A 20,285-nucleotide genomic window follows, 5' to 3' on the forward strand; every position below is an offset into this window, starting at 1 on the left:
TTTTTAAGCTATTTATTTGATCAGTTTGTACAGACTTCATAAAATATACAGTTGTCTTTCTTAATAAGGTCAAGCTTTATAAAATTCAATTAGTAAATAACTAAATTATGAAAACGATGTCTGGTAAATCTTTTTATTGCATCAACTAATTGACCAGTTGTTTGTTCTTTATAAAACATTATCTGATCAATATTTCCTTATTGTTTAGGCGTTAAACAATGTTTTTATTAACTTCACGGTCACAATAAACCAGATCTAAATATTAGAAGTGAATGGCAAATAATGTTTTTCCTGAAAATGAGTTAAGAAGGATAGAAAAATTAAAGTCCTATGAGTTAATGGGACTCGGGAAAGACCCTGAGCTGGATGTTTTTGCGCAGGCAGCCTGTCTGATTACAGATTGCCCTGCAGCTTTAATTGCCATGATGGAAGAAGAAACACAACGTATTCAAAGTTGTGTTGGGATGGAGCTGGATACCGTTGAAAGGAAGAATACGGTCTGTCAATATACCATAATGAGCAAGGAGGTCCTTGTTATTAAAGATACTTTTGAAGATCCACGCTCGTCTTCCAATCCATTAATTCGCGAAGGAAATATTCGTTTTTATGCCGGAGTTCCTCTTTTGGATGATGATGGCGATGCTCTTGGAACAATCTGTGTCATTGATTTCCATCCGAAAAAGCTTTCGGATAAGCAAAAAGACTCATTGGAGGAGCTAGGTAAGGCGGTGACCAAAATATTATTGGGAAAAAAACGAAAAGTACAGGCTGGTTATTTTTCCGAAATTTTTCACTTGACGAACAATATTATTTGTGTATTGGATGAGACGCGCAAGGTAAAAGAAGTTAACCCTGCATTTAGTAAAGTCTTGGGATTGTCCAGATCGAATAGTTTAGGCAAATCTATTTTTACATTATTGGGGGACACTGAAAGGGAGTTAGTGTCGGACTTAGGTCGAGTTGAGGAAACAAAGTACGGCGTTCAATCTACGAGTAGGACTAAAACAGAAAATGGTCAAGTTGTCGAAATTGAATGGCATTTCAAATATGATCCGATAAATCATGATATTCTGGCCTTTGGCAGAAACGTAACAAAAGAACGCGAAGAAAAACTCAAGTTGGAGAATTCCGAACGTAGATTTCGTAGCTTTTTTGAAAATGCGATTGGCCTCATGAGTATGCATGATTTGGACGGTAATATTCTATCCGTCAATGAAAAAGGAAGAGAGGTGTTGCGGTATGCCAAAGAAGAGGTAAAAGGACTTAACCTCAAGAAATTGGTTCCGTCTCATCATGTGGGTCTGGTTGAAGAATATCTCAAGCGCATTGCCAGCAATAAAGAGGATTCTGGAATGATGGTTCTCCAAACAAAAGATGGTGAAGATATTTCTTGGCTATACCACAATATGTTGGAAACGGATGAAAATGGGCGATCTTATGTTGTCAGTACAGCCTTGAATATGACGGATCGATTGCGACTTGAAAATGATCTTTTGCATACCAAACAGATCCTGGAGCAGACCAATGCTGTCGCTCAGGTTGGCGGATGGGAGGTCAACTTAGTTGAAAACAAGGTCTATTGGTCCGAGTCCACGAAGCTAATTCATGGTGTGGCTTCTGATTTTACACCTGATTTTGAACATGCAATCGGATTTTATGAGCCGGAAAGCCAGGTTATTTTGCGTGGAATTTTTGAAGATGCCATTACATCAAGAACACATTACGATACGGAATTGCGCCTATTAAAGCAAAATGGTGAATCAATTTGGGTACGGGTAAAGGGTATTCCAGAATTTGAAAACGATGTGTGTAAACGTGTTTTTGGAATTATTCAGGATATCGATCAAAGTAAATCGCTATTCTTGGAGCTGGAACGCAAAGAATCGATGTTACGTGCGTTTGTGGATTATGTTCCTGCTTCGGTTGCTATGTTTGACCGAGACTTTAACTATATTTCGGTCAGTAATCAATGGTTAGAAGATTTTCACGAAGGGGTAAGCTTGCCGCCAAGTAGTAACTTTTTCAATCTGTTTCCAAATATCCCAGAAAATAGAAAAAAAATCTACCTTGATGCGCTGGAGGGAATACCTTATAAGAATACGGATGAGGTCATACAGGCTGGCGGACTTGCCGAAGCGCAACATTTCAATTGGGAGGTAAGACCTTGGCATCTTGCTGATGGAAGTATAGGTGGGATCATTATTTTTACACAAAATATCACGGATTCGGTAAAAATAAATGATGAATTAAAGTTAGCGAAGGAACTGGCCGATCTGGCGAGTAGAGCAAAGTCCGAATTCCTCGCCAATATGAGTCACGAAATTCGAACGCCTTTAAACGGTGTGATCGGATTCTCCGATTTGTTGTTAAAAACACCATTAAATGATACACAGGTCCAATACCTCGGCTATATCAATGAATCAGGAAATAGCTTACTCAATATTATTAATGACATTTTAGACTTTTCAAAAATTGAATCGGGTAAACTCGAACTATTTGTTGATAAGTATAACGTATATGATGTAGCCAATCAGGTTATTAATGTTGTTCTCTATCAAGCACAACGAAAAGATGTCGAACTGCTTTTGAATATTGAGCAGGGACTGCCAGCTTTTGTTTGGATTGATGAGGCACGTATTAAGCAAGTGCTGGTGAATTTATTAGGTAATGCAGTTAAGTTTACGGAAAAAGGCGAAATCGAATTTAAGATCAGTAAACTTCGCAATGATGAGAATAAATTAACCTTACGTTTTGCGGTTAGAGATACGGGGATAGGAATTCCGCCAGAGAAGCAACAACGCATCTTTGATGCCTTTACGCAAGAAGATAGCTCGGTAAGTAAACGATATGGGGGCACGGGACTCGGTTTGACAATCTCCAACAACCTCTTGAAATACATGGGGAGTAAATTGAATCTGGAAAGCGAACTGGGTGTCGGGTCGACGTTCTATTTTGATATCGAGGTCCGATGTGAAGAAATGGAGGATGAAGATACAGCTTTACCTTTAAATCGTGTCCTCGTTGTCGATGACAACGCTAATAATCGGATCATCCTGCAACATATGCTGGCCTATAAGAACGTCGAATCTGTCCTCGCAGAAAACGGCATGGAAGCCTTACAGTTACTGATGAAAGGGGAACGTTTCGATGTTATTTTAATGGACTACCACATGCCGATCTTATCGGGACTCGAAACGATAGAAAAAATCAAAGAACTCTTTAAAAAACAGGAAGAAGGTATCCCTTTGATCGTGTTGCACACTTCGTCTGAAGAGCATGAGGTAATTTCAGCATTTAGACAAGAGGAGCGGTCATTCTGTCTACTTAAGCCGATTAAATCTGAGGAGTTGTATTCGACTTTAAGAAGGGCGATACAACAAAATAGGGAGGATGCCGCGCAATTAAAGGCGAATGCAAACTTATCGTTATCATCGGATTCGTACGGTCAAGACGTTCAGGTGTTGTTGGCAGACGACAATGCCGTTAATATGGCCCTTAATTTACGCATGATGGCAAGCATAATGCCTGGAGCACATTTAACCGAAGTTTCTGATGGAGCACAAGCCATTCAAGCTTGCAAAGAAAAACAATTTGATTTTATTTTGATGGATGTTCAGATGCCCGAAGTCGATGGGATCGAAGCAACCAAACAGATCCGGCAAATGGCAGCTTATGCTGAAACACCCATTATCGGTGTTACTGCAGGTAATATTTCTGGCGAAAAGGAACGCTGTCTCGATGCGGGGATGTCGGACTTTCTCGCTAAACCTATTCGACAACAGGATTTGTTTAAGGCCCTGGAAAAGGCGATGTTATCGGTAAAACCTAGTGCTGCCGAAGCTTCGGATCTAGAGGATTTGGATGAGCATTTGGATATGCAGCGCCTGGAAGAACAGGCCGGTGATGATCCTGCATTTTTAACCTTTTTTCTGGATTTGGTCGTCCGGGAAATAACGGGGTCTAGAAAGCAGTTAAAGGAGGCAATTGATACAAACGATATTGTACGCATCAAAGAACTCCTTCATAAGTTGCGGGGAACTTCATCGACAGCCGGACTTATCAAGTTGGCTCAGATGACCAAAGACTTGGAGACCAGCCCAACAATTGAAACAGACCTTGCGATCGCTTTTGTGGCAATCGAACAAGAAATGGATATAGGATTGGAATTAATTGCAAAAATCTTAAATAAATAATGATATGTTGATTTTAATAGCGGAAGACGACGAATTGATACTACGTACTGTTGAACACAAATTAGTGAAAGAAGGACACGAAGTGGTGCTGACCAGAAATGGCCGTGAAGCCATCGAGAAAATTAATGAGCTGGATTTGGATTTAGTTGTAACGGATATTATGATGCCTTTTGCTTCTGGTATTGAAATTCTTTCGGCAATAAAGAGTATTGGAAAGAAAATCCCGGTCATCGTATTATCAAGTATGGGGCAAGAGGAGGTCGTGGTCGATGCATTTGATCTAGGCGCATCTGATTTTATGGTTAAGCCATTTAGTCCAAACGAACTGATTCTTAGGATAAAACGCCTAATAAATAAATAAAACTAAATTATGCATCACCATATCGAGCTACATGAGCTTATTTTGGCGATTGTTATCGTATTGATTTTAGTACTATTGCTGATTATCACGGTACTGGGATACAGCTTCTATAGCTATAGAATCCTTCATAATAGGCAATCGTGGCGACAGATCATCGAGTACAAAATTATGGAGACTATTGTCGGTGGCGATGAGAATGGCGATCGAGACCTGCAGTTTGCAGAGTATTTGAAAGAACCTTCTTTTCGAGCTCTTTTTTTGGATGTATTAGTTGATTCTGATAGAAAATTTTCTGGTGGGGCTAAACAATCGATCAATAGGTTGTTTCATGATTTTAAATTGGAGGATGAAGCTTGGCGAAAGCTTCGCCATAGAAAAGCTTATTTGGTTGCCGGTGGGGTTCAAGAGCTTGCTGCGATGAATGTCGAATCAGCAATCCCCGAGATAACAGCCAAGCTTAATGATTCCCGCACTGCGGTATATCAAGAAGCACAATATGCAATCGTAACTTTTAAAGGGTATGAGGGGCTTGGTTTTTTGGATCATTTCGATCGTCCCTTATCAGACTGGCAACAATTACGTTTATTGTTTTCTATTCATGAAATACCGGAACTTTCAGAGTTACACGTTGATACCTGGCTTAAGAGTTCAAATGATTCTGTTGTCATATTTACGTTGCGCTTAATCCGAAAATTTAGATTGATGACTTTTTATACGGAAGTTTTTAACCTATTGGATCATCCATCTACGAAGGTGCGTATACAAGCCATACGAACATTGCAGGCCATTGAGAACAGTGGGACAATTCAGCAATTTATACAGAATTTTGATCTGCAACCCATCGAAGTCCAGATTGAAATCCTTAAAGCGATGAAAATTGCCAAAAGTAGAGAAAGTGAGCATTTTCTAAAGGATCAACTTTGGAACCATAGCGAAGTGTCAATTAAAATTTCTGCTGCAGAAGTACTTGTTGTGCTGGGAGAAGAACATTATCTCCGCGAAATTTCACAACGTGAAGATACATACGACGAACTTACACAAATTATTAAACACGCATTGCAAGAGAAAAAATGTTAGAGTTTTCCCATATCGTATACGAAATTATAGTTTGGTTATTTTTGCTTTATTCGGCAGCAGTATTCATTATCTATACGTGGATAGGGCTATACGCTTATGGAGCGGTGTTTCGTTACAAACACAATAATACGTTTACGGATTATAGTATTATTGCGACCAACCCCAACGCGCCTACATTCAGTCTGATTGCTCCAGCCTACAACGAGGGGATGACCATCGTTGAAAATGTACGTTCTTTATTGTCGCTATATTATCATAATCTGGAAATTATCATCGTCAATGATGGTAGTAAAGACGACTCAATTTTGAAATTGATCGCCTCTTATGAACTTGAACCAACGTCTTTTTTTGTTCAGGGAAATATTGAGACCAAGGATATAAGGGGAATCTATAAGAGCAAAAATCCAGCATTTAAGAAGCTGACTGTTGTTGACAAGGAAAATGGCGGTAAGGCTGATGCGCTCAACGTCGGCGTTAATATTTCTTCTGGAGATTATATCGTCTGTATTGATGTAGATTGTATTTTGGAACAGGATGCTATTCTAAAATTAGCAAAGCCATTTTTGGAACAGACCGACAAACGCGTTATAGCCTGCGGCGGAGTTATACGTTTGGCCAATAACTGTAATGTCGTGAATGGTTCTGTCGTGGACGTTAATCTTCCAAAATCACGGTTGGGGCGTACGCAGGCCTTAGAGTACATCCGTGCTTTTATTTTAGGTCGAATGGCTTGGTCAAGGGCTTCGGGTTTAATTCTTATTTCCGGGGCATTTGGCGCTTTTGACCGGGAGATCGTATTGGCTTGTGGGGGGTATGACCGAAATACGGTAGGAGAAGATATGGAGCTTGTTGTTCGTATGCGCCGTTATATGGAGGAGCAAAAGCAAGCCTACGAGGTGGTCAACATTCCTGATCCATTGTGCTGGACCGAAGTACCCGAGTCAAAAGAAGTATTACGTAAACAGCGTAATCGTTGGATGCGGGGCACAATGGAGACCTTATGGAAACATCGGAAGCTCATGTTCAATCCGAAATATGGCCGTTTTGGTATGGTCAGTATGCCTTATTGGTTTTTCTTTGAATTCCTGGGGCCCATTGTCGAATTTACCGGCTATATAGTTTTTATAATCTTCTTTATTCTGGGCATCATCAACTGGCCATTTTTCTTTGCGCTATTTGCATTGGTGATTGCTTCCGGAATTTTATATTCGATCTATGCAATCTTGGTTGATCTTGTTAGCCATCAGGTTTATTCTAAGAAAAGAGATCTCTCCACGCTAATTACTACGGCGATATTAGAACCTTTATACTTTCATCCCATTGTTGTTAAAGCTGGAGTACAGGGGGTTGTTGATTATTTTCGGAAGCAGCATGGCTGGGGAGAAATGACGCGACAAGGCTTTCAACAAAAAGATGCGAATGAGTCGGTTTGGAAATACCTCGGTCAGCGATTAAATCTGTCGTTACAGAGCTTAGGGCCTGTTATGTTGGTGGTCTTTGCGCTGTATATGTTATCCGTTGGAGTAGAATGGTGGTGGTACGGTCGTCGATTTGTTCAGCTTTCGGAGTCACATGCCGGGAAGTACCTGTTTTTGGATAACACCCTGTTCATCTTTCAAGCCTTGGCCTGTTTGGGAATCGGCTATTTATTGCTTCAGTTCATAAGCAGTTTTTGGACGAGACTTCTTATGGTCATATCGTTCTCGTTTATTGTCGTTATGCAATTCATCTTGTTTCTGTATTTTGGCGAATCCAGAAATTTGCTTGGAGCTGATATGTTCTATTATAGTTCGGAAGAGATGAAGCAAATTTTGGAGGCTAGCGGTATGTTGAGTTTTACCAATATTGCTTTACTTTTATTATTGATCGTAATTTCTTGGGTTCCCCTTTGGATTGCCAATAAACAGACATTCAAAAAGCCCTATGCTAGTATTGCACTGTTATCTTTGGGGATCATATCGTTTTTCATCTCCTCGGCTTCGCTTTTGGGAGGTCGCGCCGAAAAAGATGAATTCGTAGCCAATGCAAGCCGGAGTAAATGGCGTTATTTTTTCGACTCCAATTTATCCAATTACGTGGATGAACACCCGGGGATGCTCGCGATGTTCAGTAAAGACGGCGATGATGCAAAAGTATTAGATACTAAATTTCCTTTTTTGAAAAAAGAGGACACGAAAGATTTCCTGGGGACATACATGCAAAAAACAGCGAAAGTACCCAATTTGGTCATTCTTGTTATCGAGGGTTTAGGACATGCCTATAGTGCTGAAAATGGTTATATTGGCAACTTTACACCTTTTATAGGTACATTGAAGCAACAGTCTTTGTATTGGGATAATAATATGAGTTCCTCAGGTCGGACATTTTCCGTTTTACCGACCATAACAGGTTCGTTGCCTTTTGCGACACATGGATTCCTGGAACAAGACACCTTGCCAGACAACTTCAATCTCTTTAATATTCTGAAGAGCAATGGATTCAATACTGGATTTTTCTATGGTGGTCATTCTAATTTTGATTTCATGAAAAAGTTCATGGATTATAATAAAATAGATATGCTCATGGACCAAGCGGCATTTGGACCTCCCTATAAAAAATTGCCCGAAAAGGGTGGGGAGAGCTGGGGATATGAAGATCAAGCTGTCTTTAGCAAACTTCTTGAAGTGCAGAAAGTACAGGAACACCCTTATTTCCATGTGCTTTTAACGCTATCAACCCATAATCCGTTTTTGATCAATAATGCGGCTCATTATGAGCAATTGTGTGATCAACGTATAGCAACATTGAACCTTACACCGGAACAAAAAAAGTGGGCTTTGGAAAACCGTACCCAACTTGTTTCGGTACTGAATTTGGATGATGCGATGGAGCAGTTCTTTAAAGAATATAAAAAGAGACCAGATTTTGCAAATACTATTTTTGTCATAACTGGAGACCACGCGATGCCTGAGATACCCTTACAAAGCAAAATCGATCGTTATCATGTTCCCTTGTTGATTTATTCACCACTTTTAAAAGAGCCAAAGACTTTTCATAATTTTGTTAGCCATTTTGATGTCGCGCCTTCTATATTGGCCTACTATCGCGAGAATTTTGGGCTTAAAACGCCTACCCAGGTTACATGGATCGGTCAGGGGCTCGATAAGGGTGCATCGGCACAGGGTGATGGTATAGCCATGATGCAGAGTAAAAATCAATTGAATGATTTTGTGAAAGGCAGTTACCATCTTTCCGATGGACAACTGTATAAACTGGATGGTGTGCTCAATGAAGATGCCGCCGCGGATAATGCGAAAGAAGAATTGTCCAAGCGCTTTGAATTATTTAAGCGCAAGAACAAACTTTTTTATACGCAAAAGCGACTTCTTCCGGATAGTGTTTATACAAATTACTTTAGTCGAACAAAGAAGAACTAGAATTTTCGAATATAACCAAGGATGATGTCCAATTGATTTCCTCTTTCTTTTGGCCTGAATTCTTGGTTATAATAGGTGCCCGAAATTGAAAATAGGTTACTTTGCTTAACGGAGAAATTATACTCGGCACCTACTTTGAATGTTTTTAATTTATAGGAAGCGTTGTCCAATAGATTATTTCGGTTTTCCTCGGGGCTCAGACCCGTTCCGGCACTAAATCCGAAGTAATCATTTGCTCCTTTTGTATAATAGCGGACTGTTCCGGTATAGGATTGGGAAATATTCTTTTCGCCCGGTGTAAGGTAAGTCCTCAGATTGAACCAAAAGTTTTGGTAATATTTTCCGACTGAAGCCGTGTACATCCAGATGTTGTCACTAAAATAAAGCTGACGATATCCGATTTCCCCCTCAAAGCTGTTCGGAAGATTGGCATAGACAGAAACACCAGTTCTATATTTCGCAAAAATGCCCACATTATTGGAGTATCCAGCACCGACATATAGGTAGAATATCTTTGAAAGCCGCGGATAAGCCTCCATCTCAAATTGGACGCCATTTTCTGCAAATTTATTCGCATAGTTCGTTCTGAAAATAACGGATCCTATTGGTGTTGCCCGTTTATAACTTAATCCAACAATGTGCCAATTATGATCAAACTGTTTGTCAAAGTAGACAAAATTGTACGTTAGACCGATTGCATTTTTAGCCGTATATTCTTCAATATTTTTTGCCAGCGCTCTTGCTTCCGTATTTTTAGGATTTATTGCCAATAAACTATTAATTGCCTTTTCGGCAGCCTCATAATGATCATTGCCATAACTTATTTTGCCTTTTAACAGCAGTAGATCCTGAGACTGCGGATGTATACTAAGCCCTTTGTCCGTAATTGCAATAGCTTTGTCGGTCTGATCATTCCAGTATTCCAATGAGGCGTAGGCCAAAAAGAAATCTTCATCACTTGTATTCTTTTTATCCAGTTCTGTAAAGATGGTTCGTGCCGAATCAATCTTATCCGACCAGGTATAAAGGCGTCCGAGAAAAATGCTAATATCTGTGTAATCTGGTGCTTGAAGTAGGGCCTGTTTAGATAATTGAATGGCTTGCGGATAATCTTTTGAATCAAAAGCTACCTTTCGTGCTTTTACAAAGAGATCATCAGCGGTGAGTTTCGTCTCTTGCGCGATAGAAAATAAGGGTAATAAAGAGAGGGAGAGTAATGGATAAATTACTTTTTTCATTCCAGATCGTAAATTTGACATTTAAGCTTGCTAATATATAAACTAAAATTAGGAAATTTTGTTTGTCACTAGTTGTTTTAAAATAAATTTTTGAGCTCTTTTAAAGCGTTCGATCTCATTTTGTGGGACGTCTTTCGAAATCATCCTTAGAATAGGAGTTTCGAAAAACGCCAATGAAATGTGTCAACAACCGTTAACTGGTTGCTATCTACGGGTAATCCGGTTACTATTTTAAGTACCTGCATCGCCATCATGCTGCCGATAATACCGGGCAAGGGGCCCAGCACACCATTTTTATCGCAATTTGGAACCTGCTCCGGATCGGGGGGCGTTGGAAAGATATCCAATAGGTTTTTACTACCCTGATAGTTAAAGACAGCCAGCTGCCCTTCAAAACCATAGATGCTGCCGTATACCAAAGGTTTATCGAGTTGTAGGCAGGTCTGATTAAGCAGGTATCGCGTCGTAAAGTTATCACAGCAATCGACAATAATATGATAGGGAGCGAGCATTGCTAGCGCGTTGTCAGCATCTATTTTTACCTGAATGGGTTCAAAATCAATTGTGCTATTGTGCTGTCGTATATAGGCTGCGGCACTTTCTGTTTTTGCTTGGTTTATATTATTTTCGGAATGAATGATCTGTCTATTAAGATTGTGGATTTCAACCCGGTCAAAATCAACCAACCCAAGTTTGCCTATACCGGCCGCGGCTAAATATTGAACGACAGGGCTCCCGAGTCCGCCTGCACCGACGACCAATACCTTGGCATCCATAATCTTCCGTTGTCCGGCAACGCCAATCTCTTCGATAAAAATCTGTCTGCTATAGCGATCAAAAATGTTATCTTTTTTCATGTATTTAACGTACAATACCCGCGTAATTGCTTTCCCAGTCTTTCATCACTGGAGAATAGCCCATTTTTCGGATTTGATTTTTTATTGTTTCCATATCTCTTTCATCACTTACTTCAAATTGTTCCAAAGCTTGCAGATCGACAACATAGCCTCCAGGATTGGTTTTTGAAGCTGCACTCATGGTGGTTACGCCAATGGGTATGATATGATCCCTGAAGGTTTGGTTTTCTCTGGTTGAAATCGAGATTTCTAAATTTTCATTCCACAGACGATATGCACAGATCAACTGCAGCAGATCACGATCTGCCAAATGGAAATTTGGCTCAACAGAACCTGCGGCTGGTCGTAAGCGTGGAAAGGAAATGGAATAGCGTGTCTGCCAATATTGTTTTTGCAAATAGGCAATGTGTGCCGCGGTGAAAAAGCTGTCCACCCGCCAGTCCTCTAGCCCAAGTAATACCCCCAGACCGATTTTATGGATTCCGGCCCGGCCTATACGGTCAGGCGTATCTAAACGATAGTCAAAATTGGACTTCTTTCCTTTCGGATGATATTGTTTGTAAACTTCTCGATGGTAGGTTTCCTGATAGACCAAAATTGCATAAACCCCTGCGGCTTGTAGTAGTCGGTATTCGGATTCTTCCAGGGGCTGTACCTCAATGGATATCTGTGAAAAATGAGGTTTTAAAAGCCGAATAGCGTTTAGGAAATAATTGATCTCGACAGTTTTGTTGGCTTCTCCGCTAACGAGTAAAATATGGTTGATTCCCATGGATTTAAGTGCCATCGCCTCCAGTAATAGTTCGGTGTTGCTGAGGGTTTTGCGTTTAATTTTATTGTCCATGCTAAAACCGCAATATGTACAGATATTTTGGCACTCATTGCTCAGGTAAAGAGGGGCATAGAGCTGTATGGTTTTACCGAAGCGACGTTGCGTGATTTGTTGTGTTTTTTGTGCCATTTGTTCCAGATACGGTGCTGCAGCCGGTGAGATGAGCGCCCTAAAGTCAGCGAGCGTTAAATGGTCTTTTTCTAACGCATGTTGTACATCCTGATTGGTAGCGTCATAAATCTGCGTGTGGACGTCATTCCAGGAGTATTCATCGAGTATCGTTTTGAAATCTGTCATAAGTGAATCATCAATCAAATAAAAATGAAGTTAAGGGACTCGAACCGACTGCTTGTGATCCGATCTTTCCTAAACCGGCCTCATAAGCCTTTCGTCCAGCGATAACGGTCTCTTTGAATGCTTCGGCCATACGTATCGGATTATTTGAGACCGCAATTGCCGTATTGACCAAGACTGCATCCGCTCCGATTTCCATGGCTTTGGCAGCATCGGATGGAGCTCCGATCCCAGCATCTATAACCACAGGGACATTACTCTCCTCAATAATAATTTCGAGAAAGTCCAGTGTGCGAAGCCCTTTATTACTACCAATAGGAGCACCTAAAGGCATAACAACTGCTGTACCTGCATTTTCCAATCTTTTACAAAGTACTGGATCTGCGTGAATATAGGGCATGACAACGAAACCCAGTTTGGCCAGCGATTCAGTTGCACGCAGGGTTTCAATAGGATCGGGCAGTAAATAACGGGGGTCGGGATGAATTTCCAGCTTTACCCAGTTGGTTTCCAATGCCTCCCGTGCAAGTTGGGCTGCGAGCACAGCTTCTTCAGCAGTTCGTGCTCCCGAAGTATTGGGAAGCAAATGGATTGCCGCCAGATCGAGCGCACTGATGAGACTGTCGTCTGCGTTGGTCTGGTCGATTCGTTTGAGGGCAACAGTGACCAATTGGGAGGCCGAAGCCACAATGGCATCGCTCATTTCTGTGAGATTACCGAATTTGCCCGTACCCAGAAATAATCTGGATTCAAATACGCGATCGGCTATATGTAGGTTGCTCATAATAAAATTTTATTGATGGATGAAACAATGTTTGGAGTCTTGGTTACGATTCCGGAGAGTGCTACACCGTAAACTCCAATTTCTAATAGCTGTTGGATATCTTCAAGTTGGCTTATACCGCCAATTGCGAATATTGGAATAGGGGGCAAGCCTGCTAGGCGGACTTGTTGGATGATGTTCTCATATCCTGCAATCCCCAATAGGGGACTTAGTTTTTGTTTTGTTGTGGTATAGTTGAATGGTCCGAGTCCGATATAGTCACAGTTTTCACTTATTCTACGTTTTACATCCGCAAAGCTATTGGCAGTACCGCCGATTATTTTTCCTGCACCCAATAGGTGCCGGGCAGCTGTGACGCTGCAGTCATCCAATCCCAAATGTACGCCATCAGCGTCTACCGCTGCTGCAAGTGAAGGATGGTCATTGATGATACAGCTGGCACCAAATTCGGAACAGGTTTGCTTGATCTGTTCTGCAAGCGTGTAGCGGCTCTTTTCATCGGCTTCCTTCCATCGGATCTGTATCCATTTGGCCCCCGCATCCAGCGCTTTCAGTATGTTATTTTTTTGTTCAGTTAATGTTTGTCCCTGCGATATATATTGGAGTTTTTCCATAGTTTTTGTTTGCATGCTATAAAATTTTGAACTGGATCAGGGTGCTTCCATAAAGTACCATATAAGGCAATTCCATTTGCGCCTTGCTGCATCGGAATAAGGCAGTTGCCTTGGTTTATCCCTCCAAGACCGATGAGACCAACAGTAAAGTTGGAGCGTGACGGGAGCTGATCCAACCTTGCATTATACACTCCATACCCGACTTTTGAGATGCTCGGAAATAATGGACTTAGAAAAGCATAGGCCCAACATTCATCAAGGCTATTGAATTGATCGATATCATGCACAGATGTCGAACAGATTGTTGTAGAAAGCATTTGATTTGTTGATCTATCCTTTCTATTCTTTTCGTTCATATGAATACGTGCGATTCCGAGCTCAGCCGATAGGTGAGGGTGGGAATGTAGGACCAATCTGTCCAGGTACGTTGAATCTATAGATTCAACGTACCTGGACATTTGTAGGTCCGTAAAATGATACTTGCGCAAATGCAGGATATCAAGTCCTTCTTTGAACAAAGCATCTATAATCCCTTTTTCAGAAGGGATCGTTTCTGCTGCTGTCAAAGCGATGATCATAAATAAATCTCTTTTCCTTTGGCGATGAATTCCTGCGATTTTTCCCGCATCCCTTGAGCGGCACTATCTCTGATTTCCTGCGTAATTTTCATCGAGCAAAATTTGGGACCGCACATGGAGCAGAAGTGAGCCACTTTGGCCGCATCCGCAGGCAACGTTTCGTCATGATATTCCCGTGCGGTATCTGGATCCAGGGAAAGGTTGAATTGATCTTCCCATCTAAATTCAAATCTCGCTTTACTCAAGGCATTATCACGGTATTGTGCACCCGGATGTCCTTTGGCCAAATCGGCCGCATGGGCAGCTAGTTTATAGGTGATTACACCGTCTTTAACGTCTTTTTTATTTGGTAAGCCCAGATGTTCTTTTGGGGTCACATAGCAAAGCATCGCACATCCAAACCATCCGATCATAGCAGCTCCAATGGCTGATGTGATGTGGTCATAACCTGGAGCAATATCAGTTGTTAAGGGTCCTAAGGTATAAAATGGTGCTTCGTCACAACAAGCCAATTGCTTGTCCATATTCTCTTTGATCAATTGCATAGGAACATGGCCCGGACCTTCGATCATCACCTGAACATCGTGTTTCCAGGCGATCTTGGTGAGCTCGCCCAGTGTTTCTAGCTCCGCAAATTGAGCAGCATCGTTTGCATCTGCAATGGCTCCTGGACGGAGACCATCGCCAAGTGAAAAAGCAACATCATATCGCTTCATAATCTCACAGATCTCCTCAAAATGGGTATAGAGAAAGTTCTCTTTGTGGTGGAAAAGACACCATTTGGCCATGATAGACCCTCCTCTGGAGACAATTCCCGTTACTCGAGAAGCGGTGAGATGGATATAACGAAGCAGTACGCCGGCGTGTATGGTAAAGTACGAAACACCCTGTTCGGCCTGTTCAATCAAGGTATCTTTGAATATTTCCCAGGTAAGGTCCTCGGCCACCCCCTTCACTTTTTCGAGCGCCTGATAGATCGGTACTGTACCGATTGGAACGGGCGAGTTACGGATAATCCATTCGCGGGTTTCGTGAATATTTTTGCCAGTGGATAGGTCCATGATGGTATCGGCTCCCCAACGACAGGCCCATACTGCTTTCTCAACTTCTTCCTCTATACTTGAGCTTACAGCACTATTGCCAATATTGGCATTAATTTTAACAAGAAAGTTGCGCCCGATAATCATGGGTTCACTTTCAGGGTGATTGATATTATTGGGGATGATTGCTCTTCCGGCAGCGATTTCCTCACGGACAAATTCTGGTGTAATTGCTTTATCATGTGTTCTGGCACCAAAATTCTGTCCTTTATGCTGATGATCCATTCCGGGGGTACTGGTCGTGAGCTGCTCGATACGTTGGTTTTCACGGATAGCAACGTACTCCATTTCTGGGGTAATGATGCCTTGCTTAGCATAATGTAATTGGGTAACATTACTACCTGGAGAGGCTACTTTCGGTTTATGGCTATACGCGAATCGGAGTTCATCCAACGTTGAATCAGAAAGGCGTTTTTGTCCATATTCAGAGCTGATGCCAGGCAGCTGTATGACATCCTGACGATCTAAGATCCACTGTTCGCGAAGGCGCGGGAGGCCTTTTCGGATATCGATATGGATGGTGTCATCGGTATATGGTCCAGAAGTATCATAGACTGTTACCGGGGGATTAATTTCTACTTCTCCATTCGTTAATTTGGTTGGACTCAAGGAGATTTGACGCATAGCGACTTGAATAGGAAATAGTTTTCCGGATACAAAAATTTTCTTTGCATTTGGAAAGGGCGATTGCGTAATTTTTTCAGCTGTCATTTTTTTCTTATTGGGGTGAATTACTCGGTTCGATTGATTTTTGGGGAATAGCTATCCGCCCTGGGACGCGGTGATTAAAATAATCTGATCGTGCGGTTTTAGTGGTGTCGTAGCCCAGTCCTTTTTGGGTATGACTTTGTTGTTAATAGCTACAGCCACGCCCTGAGTTTGGCCGGATAATTCCAAAAGCAACAAGCCTTCCAATGAAGTAAGCGAGGGGTCGAAAAATCGAATCTGATGGTTTATTGTAAGTTCCATTCCTTAATTTTTTTGGTAAAACTTTAGGAATGGCTACACAAAGGCACAGCAATGCACCTTGTAGACAGCTCACTTTTCCCTACGCCAGTATGATCCGGATCAGGTTCTAAGGGTAAAATCTCAGCCTGCACGAGCAGACACCCCTAAAGTTGTGACTAAGATAAGGTTATTTTTATGAAAGTTGCAAGAATTTTATTTTGCAGACTTGGGTTTATTGTACAGGAAAGTACAGGTCAGTATGTGGGAAATATTTGATATATTAGTTTTTTGAATCAGCTAAAACAATTTAACAACCACCAAGAATAGTATCTTTTAATGCGTAGGATTTTATTGACAACATTGTTGTGTATCGCTAGCAACACTTATGCCCAACCTAAAAACAACTGCAGCGCCGTGCAGTTGACATGCGAACATTTGGTCAATCCATTGGGTATTGATGCAATTCACCCAAGACTTAGCTGGCGACTTGAGGACCAACGTAAAGGTGCGGTACAACAGGCTTATCAGATCTTTTTAGGGCAAGATTCGCTGGCACTGCTGCGAGAGACCAAAGATAACTGGGATAGTGGCAAACAGTTCAGCTCGGCTATGTTAGTGTCCTATAATGGCGCACAGTTAAAGCCACAGACCAAGTACTTCTGGAAGGTTAAAGTATGGGATAAGGATGGTGTATCAACACGTTCAGAAATAGCATCGTTCGAAACGGGCATGATGGGAATGGACCTTTGGAAAGGAAAATGGATCAGCGACAATAAGGATATTCATGCGCGAGAAACGCCTTATTTTAGAACAGAATTTAAGGCAAATAAGCAGATAAAATCTGCCCGCGCATATATTGCCGCAGCAGGATTATATGAACTTTCCATTAATGGCCAGCGCGTTGGCGACCATCGTCTGGATCCAATGTATACTCGATTTGACCGACGGACATTGTATGTCGTGACGGACGTAACCCAGCAGCTTCAAAAAGGAGAGAACGCCATTGGCGTTGTTTTGGGGAATGGCTGGTATAATCATCAACCACTGGCCGTTTGGAATTTTGATAAAGCACCATGGCGGGCCCGGCCAACATTCTGTTTAGAACTGAAAATCGTTTATACAGATGGAACGACGGAAACCATTGTTTCGGATAAGCAGTGGAAGACAGCGTCAGGACCAATCACCTATAATAATATTTACACTGGTGAGCATTACGATGCAAGACTGGAAATACCCAACTGGGATAAACCAAAATACGATGATTCGGCCTGGCAGGCTGTTCAGTATAGAAATGCGCCATCTGCACATATCGTTTCCCAACAGATGGTACCGATTCGGCTCGTGAAGTCCTATAAGCCGAAATCAGTGACAAAGATAGACCAACGTACCTATGTGTTTGATATGGGCCAGAATATGGCCGGGATTACAAAAATTAAGGTGAAAGGAGCTGCGGGTACTATGCTGCGTATCAAGCATGGTGAGCGGTTGTTGGCGGATGGGCATCTTGATCAGTCCAATATTGATGTTTATTATCGGGGCGATAAGGAAAAGGAGCCCTTTCAGACCGATATATTGACCTTAAGTGGTCGGGATGATGAGTTTATGGCCAAGTTCGGTTACAAAGGGTTTCGTTATGTCGAGGTTAGCAGCAGTGCGGCAATTGCATTGGATAGTTCGGCTGTGACCGCTTATTTTATGCATAGTGATGTGCCCGCCATTGGACAGCTCAAGACGTCATCAGCGTTGGTCAACAAACTATGGGAAGCGACCAACAATGCCTACTTGTCCAATTTGATGGGCTATCCTACAGACTGTCCGCAGCGCGAAAAGAACGGTTGGACAGGGGATGGGCACCTTGCGATTGAAACAGCTTTGTACAATTTTGACGGGATAACAATTTATGAAAAATGGATGGCGGATCATCGTGATGAGCAACAGGAGAACGGTGTCTTACCCGATATTATTCCAACTGGGGGATGGGGTTATGGTACAGCGAATGGTTTGGATTGGACAAGTACCATTTCCATCATTCCCTGGCAGATCTATCAGTTTTATGGAGACCCACGTGCATTAGAAGAATGCTATCTTAATATCAAACGCTATGTCGATTATGTCGACGGAATCAGCCCATCTGGGTTGACGACTTTTGGGCGTGGAGACTGGGTGCCAGTGAAGTCACAGTCGAATCTGGAGTTGACCTCCTCGGTTTATTTTTATGTGGATGCGACCATCTTGGCTGCTACGGCTAAATTGTTTGGATACACAGCAGATCAACAAAAATATGAACTGCTGAGCAGTAAAATTAAGACGGCCATCAACGCTAAATTTTTAGATGCTTCCAAGGGTATTTATAGCAATGGAACACAGACTGAACTGAGTGTTCCACTCTATTGGGGTGTGGTACCTGACGAAATGAAAGCCCGGGTTGCAGCCAACCTGAATAAGAAAGTGGAAGAGACCAACTTTCACTTAGATGTAGGGGTATTGGGTGCAAAAGCATTATTGAATGCGTTAAAAGATAACGGTTATGCAAAGACAGCCTATAAGGTTGCGGTACAAGATACCTACCCGTCTTGGGGATGGTGGATAGTAAATGGCGCGACAACATTGTTGGAGAACTGGGATTTAAAAGCAACCCGTGATATTTCAGACAACCACATGATGTTTGGCGAAATCGGTGGTTGGTTTTTTAAATCTATCGGCGGGATTCTGCCAGATCCTAAACAACCTGGATTTAAACATGTGCTCTTAAAACCCATCTTTCTCCAGGAACTGAAAGAATCTTCTATTTCTTATGATTCACCCTACGGTAAAATCGTTTCCGAATGGAAGTTAAAGGATAAAAAGATTGTTTATGATATCCAAATACCCGCAAATGCCACGGCGACATTTTATCCGCCGGATAATGTTAGCATTAGCAGTAGCGATGTCGTCCAATTGGACGCTGGTAAACATAGGCTTGAGCTGGAACTCAAGTAATCATGGGTAACTGTGTCCATTGAATTATCAAAAACTGTGACTGTGCTTAATTCTTGTAATGGACGAACTTTGTGTAAAAGATTGATACATGGCGCAATTAAGCATAAGTAAATTACAGGAAAATACAACAAGCGGTTGGTTAAATGGTTTTATTGGTGTGGTATTATTTAGTGGTTCGTTGCCGGCAACACGCATGGCCGTTTTAGCGTTTGACCCTGTATTTGTTACACTAGCAAGGGCTTCCATTGCAGGCATATTGGCACTGATAACATTGATGGTTTTTAAGGAAAAACGTCCGGAAAGAAAGCAATTGGGGTCGCTATGCATCGTGGCAATAGGATGTGTCGTTGGATTTCCCTTACTAACCGCTTTGGCTCTGCAGCACATCACGTCCGCGCATTCCATCGTTTTTATCGGTATTTTGCCCGTATCGACAGCCGTATTTGGTATTATACGAGGTGGCGAGCGTCCGAACCCAATCTTTTGGCTGTTTTCTGCTTTAGGGAGTCTACTGGTGATCGGCTATGCGCTGGCACAAGGACAAACAGCCTCACCTTTAGGCGATGTTTTAATGATTTTATCGGTCATTCTCTGTGGTTTAGGCTATGCTGAAGGTGCAAAATTGACCAAGACGCTAGGGGGCTGGCAGGTCATTTCCTGGGCTTTGGTTTTGTCGCTGCCGTTGATGTTGCCACTTACCTTTATCTATCTTCCATCGTCTTTTGACACTGTGCCTATCGGGGCCTGGGCCAGTTTAGCCTATGTGTCGATGTTCAGTATGTTTATTGGCTTTGTTTTTTGGTATAAAGGACTCGCCCAAGGTGGCACGGCGACCATCGGACAATTACAGTTACTCCAGCCTTTTTTCGGTCTGGCTTTAGCCGCCGGGCTTCTTCATGAACAAGTCGGTGTTGGCATGCTGGCCGTAACAGTTGCTGTTATTCTCTGTGTCGTAGGAACGAAGAAATTTGCCCGATAAATGCATTAGAAAAAAGAGAACTGGATTATAGGCTC

14 protein-coding genes and 1 riboswitch are annotated in these 20,285 nt (G+C 42.0%); of the genes, 6 read left to right on the top strand and 8 right to left on the bottom strand.

Annotation, left to right across the window (positions count from 1 at the left end):
• Positions 1 to 272: 272 nt before the first annotated feature.
• From AACH28_RS00465 to AACH28_RS00480, 4 genes are read left to right on the top strand one after another with little or no spacing between them, the layout of a single operon-like run.
• Complete coding sequence (locus AACH28_RS00465) at positions 273 to 4,193, top strand: response regulator (protein ID WP_341831913.1); 3,921 nt, start codon at positions 273 to 275, stop codon at positions 4,191 to 4,193.
• A 4-nt stretch (positions 4,194 to 4,197) separates the two neighbouring features.
• Complete coding sequence (locus tag AACH28_RS00470) at positions 4,198 to 4,554, top strand: response regulator transcription factor (protein WP_120332802.1); 357 nt, start codon at positions 4,198 to 4,200, stop codon at positions 4,552 to 4,554.
• A 9-nt stretch (positions 4,555 to 4,563) separates the two neighbouring features.
• On the top strand, positions 4,564 to 5,631 hold the full coding sequence (locus AACH28_RS00475) for a hypothetical protein (protein WP_341831914.1): 1,068 nt from the start codon (positions 4,564 to 4,566) through the stop codon (positions 5,629 to 5,631).
• Complete coding sequence (locus tag AACH28_RS00480) at positions 5,625 to 9,047, top strand: sulfatase-like hydrolase/transferase (protein ID WP_341831915.1); 3,423 nt, start codon at positions 5,625 to 5,627, stop codon at positions 9,045 to 9,047. Before AACH28_RS00475 ends, AACH28_RS00480 begins: the two co-directional genes overlap by 7 nt.
• On the opposite strand, the gene AACH28_RS00485 is transcribed toward AACH28_RS00480, so the two are convergent.
• The 8 genes from AACH28_RS00485 to thiS all read right to left on the bottom strand — a co-directional run bounded on the left by AACH28_RS00485 (position 9,044) and on the right by thiS (position 16,313).
• Positions 9,044 to 10,285 (bottom strand): YaiO family outer membrane beta-barrel protein, encoded by a 1,242-nt coding sequence (locus AACH28_RS00485; protein ID WP_341831916.1) that lies wholly within the window; start codon positions 10,283 to 10,285, stop codon positions 9,044 to 9,046. The genes AACH28_RS00480 and AACH28_RS00485 overlap by 4 nt on opposite strands.
• Positions 10,286 to 10,431: 146 nt before the next feature.
• The gene (locus AACH28_RS00490; protein ID WP_341831917.1) at positions 10,432 to 11,142 is read right to left on the bottom strand and encodes a HesA/MoeB/ThiF family protein; all 711 of its coding nucleotides are present in this window, start codon (positions 11,140 to 11,142) and stop codon (positions 10,432 to 10,434) included.
• Between the two features lie 4 nt (positions 11,143 to 11,146).
• Entirely contained in the window at positions 11,147 to 12,271 is a 1,125-nt protein-coding gene (gene thiH / locus AACH28_RS00495; RefSeq protein WP_341831918.1) for a 2-iminoacetate synthase ThiH, read from the bottom strand.
• 10 nt (positions 12,272 to 12,281) lie between these two features.
• Positions 12,282 to 13,052, bottom strand: a complete 771-nt coding sequence (locus AACH28_RS00500) for a thiazole synthase (protein WP_341831919.1) — start codon at positions 13,050 to 13,052, stop codon at positions 12,282 to 12,284.
• Entirely contained in the window at positions 13,049 to 13,681 is a 633-nt protein-coding gene (gene thiE / locus AACH28_RS00505; protein ID WP_317665937.1) for a thiamine phosphate synthase, read from the bottom strand. Before thiE ends, AACH28_RS00500 begins: the two co-directional genes overlap by 4 nt.
• Positions 13,627 to 14,244, bottom strand: a complete 618-nt coding sequence (locus AACH28_RS00510) for a thiamine phosphate synthase (RefSeq protein ID WP_341831920.1) — start codon at positions 14,242 to 14,244, stop codon at positions 13,627 to 13,629. Before AACH28_RS00510 ends, thiE begins: the two co-directional genes overlap by 55 nt.
• Entirely contained in the window at positions 14,241 to 16,055 is a 1,815-nt protein-coding gene (gene thiC, locus AACH28_RS00515; RefSeq protein ID WP_341831921.1) for a phosphomethylpyrimidine synthase ThiC, read from the bottom strand. Before thiC ends, AACH28_RS00510 begins: the two co-directional genes overlap by 4 nt.
• A gap of 51 nt (positions 16,056 to 16,106) precedes the next feature.
• On the bottom strand, positions 16,107 to 16,313 hold the full coding sequence (thiS, locus tag AACH28_RS00520; protein WP_075993149.1) for a sulfur carrier protein ThiS: 207 nt from the start codon (positions 16,311 to 16,313) through the stop codon (positions 16,107 to 16,109).
• A 59-nt stretch (positions 16,314 to 16,372) separates the two neighbouring features.
• Positions 16,373 to 16,468: riboswitch (TPP riboswitch) on the bottom strand.
• Between the two features lie 160 nt (positions 16,469 to 16,628).
• On the opposite strand from thiS, the gene AACH28_RS00525 reads away from it, so the two are divergent.
• Both AACH28_RS00525 and AACH28_RS00530 read left to right on the top strand, forming a co-directional pair.
• Positions 16,629 to 19,271 carry a family 78 glycoside hydrolase catalytic domain gene (locus tag AACH28_RS00525; RefSeq protein WP_341831922.1) on the top strand — a complete coding sequence of 881 codons (2,643 nt, stop codon included), beginning with the start codon at positions 16,629 to 16,631 and terminating at the stop codon, positions 19,269 to 19,271.
• An 88-nt stretch (positions 19,272 to 19,359) separates the two neighbouring features.
• Positions 19,360 to 20,250 (top strand): DMT family transporter, encoded by an 891-nt coding sequence (locus AACH28_RS00530; protein WP_341831923.1) that lies wholly within the window; start codon positions 19,360 to 19,362, stop codon positions 20,248 to 20,250.
• Positions 20,251 to 20,285 lie beyond the last annotated feature (35 nt).

Origin of the sequence: Sphingobacterium thalpophilum (assembly GCF_038396785.1) — a bacterium.
GTDB classification, from domain to species: Bacteria; Bacteroidota; Bacteroidia; order Sphingobacteriales; family Sphingobacteriaceae; genus Sphingobacterium; species Sphingobacterium thalpophilum_A.

Excerpts from the sequence above, each read along its gene's own strand:
- AACH28_RS00465 (WP_341831913.1), top strand. The coding sequence starts at position 273 with ATGGCAAATAATGTTTTTCCTGAAAATGAGTTAAGAAGGATAGAAAAA.
- AACH28_RS00470 (WP_120332802.1), top strand. The coding sequence starts at position 4,198 with ATGTTGATTTTAATAGCGGAAGACGACGAATTGATACTACGTACTGTT.
- AACH28_RS00475 (WP_341831914.1), top strand. The coding sequence starts at position 4,564 with ATGCATCACCATATCGAGCTACATGAGCTTATTTTGGCGATTGTTATC.
- AACH28_RS00480 (WP_341831915.1), top strand. The coding sequence starts at position 5,625 with ATGTTAGAGTTTTCCCATATCGTATACGAAATTATAGTTTGGTTATTT.
- AACH28_RS00485 (WP_341831916.1), bottom strand. The coding sequence starts at position 10,285 with ATGAAAAAAGTAATTTATCCATTACTCTCCCTCTCTTTATTACCCTTA.
- AACH28_RS00490 (WP_341831917.1), bottom strand. The coding sequence starts at position 11,142 with ATGAAAAAAGATAACATTTTTGATCGCTATAGCAGACAGATTTTTATC.
- thiH (WP_341831918.1), bottom strand. The coding sequence starts at position 12,271 with ATGACAGATTTCAAAACGATACTCGATGAATACTCCTGGAATGACGTC.
- AACH28_RS00500 (WP_341831919.1), bottom strand. The coding sequence starts at position 13,052 with ATGAGCAACCTACATATAGCCGATCGCGTATTTGAATCCAGATTATTT.
- thiE (WP_317665937.1), bottom strand. The coding sequence starts at position 13,681 with ATGCAAACAAAAACTATGGAAAAACTCCAATATATATCGCAGGGACAA.
- AACH28_RS00510 (WP_341831920.1), bottom strand. The coding sequence starts at position 14,244 with ATGATCATCGCTTTGACAGCAGCAGAAACGATCCCTTCTGAAAAAGGG.
- thiC (WP_341831921.1), bottom strand. The coding sequence starts at position 16,055 with ATGACAGCTGAAAAAATTACGCAATCGCCCTTTCCAAATGCAAAGAAA.
- thiS (WP_075993149.1), bottom strand. The coding sequence starts at position 16,313 with ATGGAACTTACAATAAACCATCAGATTCGATTTTTCGACCCCTCGCTT.
- AACH28_RS00525 (WP_341831922.1), top strand. The coding sequence starts at position 16,629 with ATGCGTAGGATTTTATTGACAACATTGTTGTGTATCGCTAGCAACACT.
- AACH28_RS00530 (WP_341831923.1), top strand. The coding sequence starts at position 19,360 with ATGGCGCAATTAAGCATAAGTAAATTACAGGAAAATACAACAAGCGGT.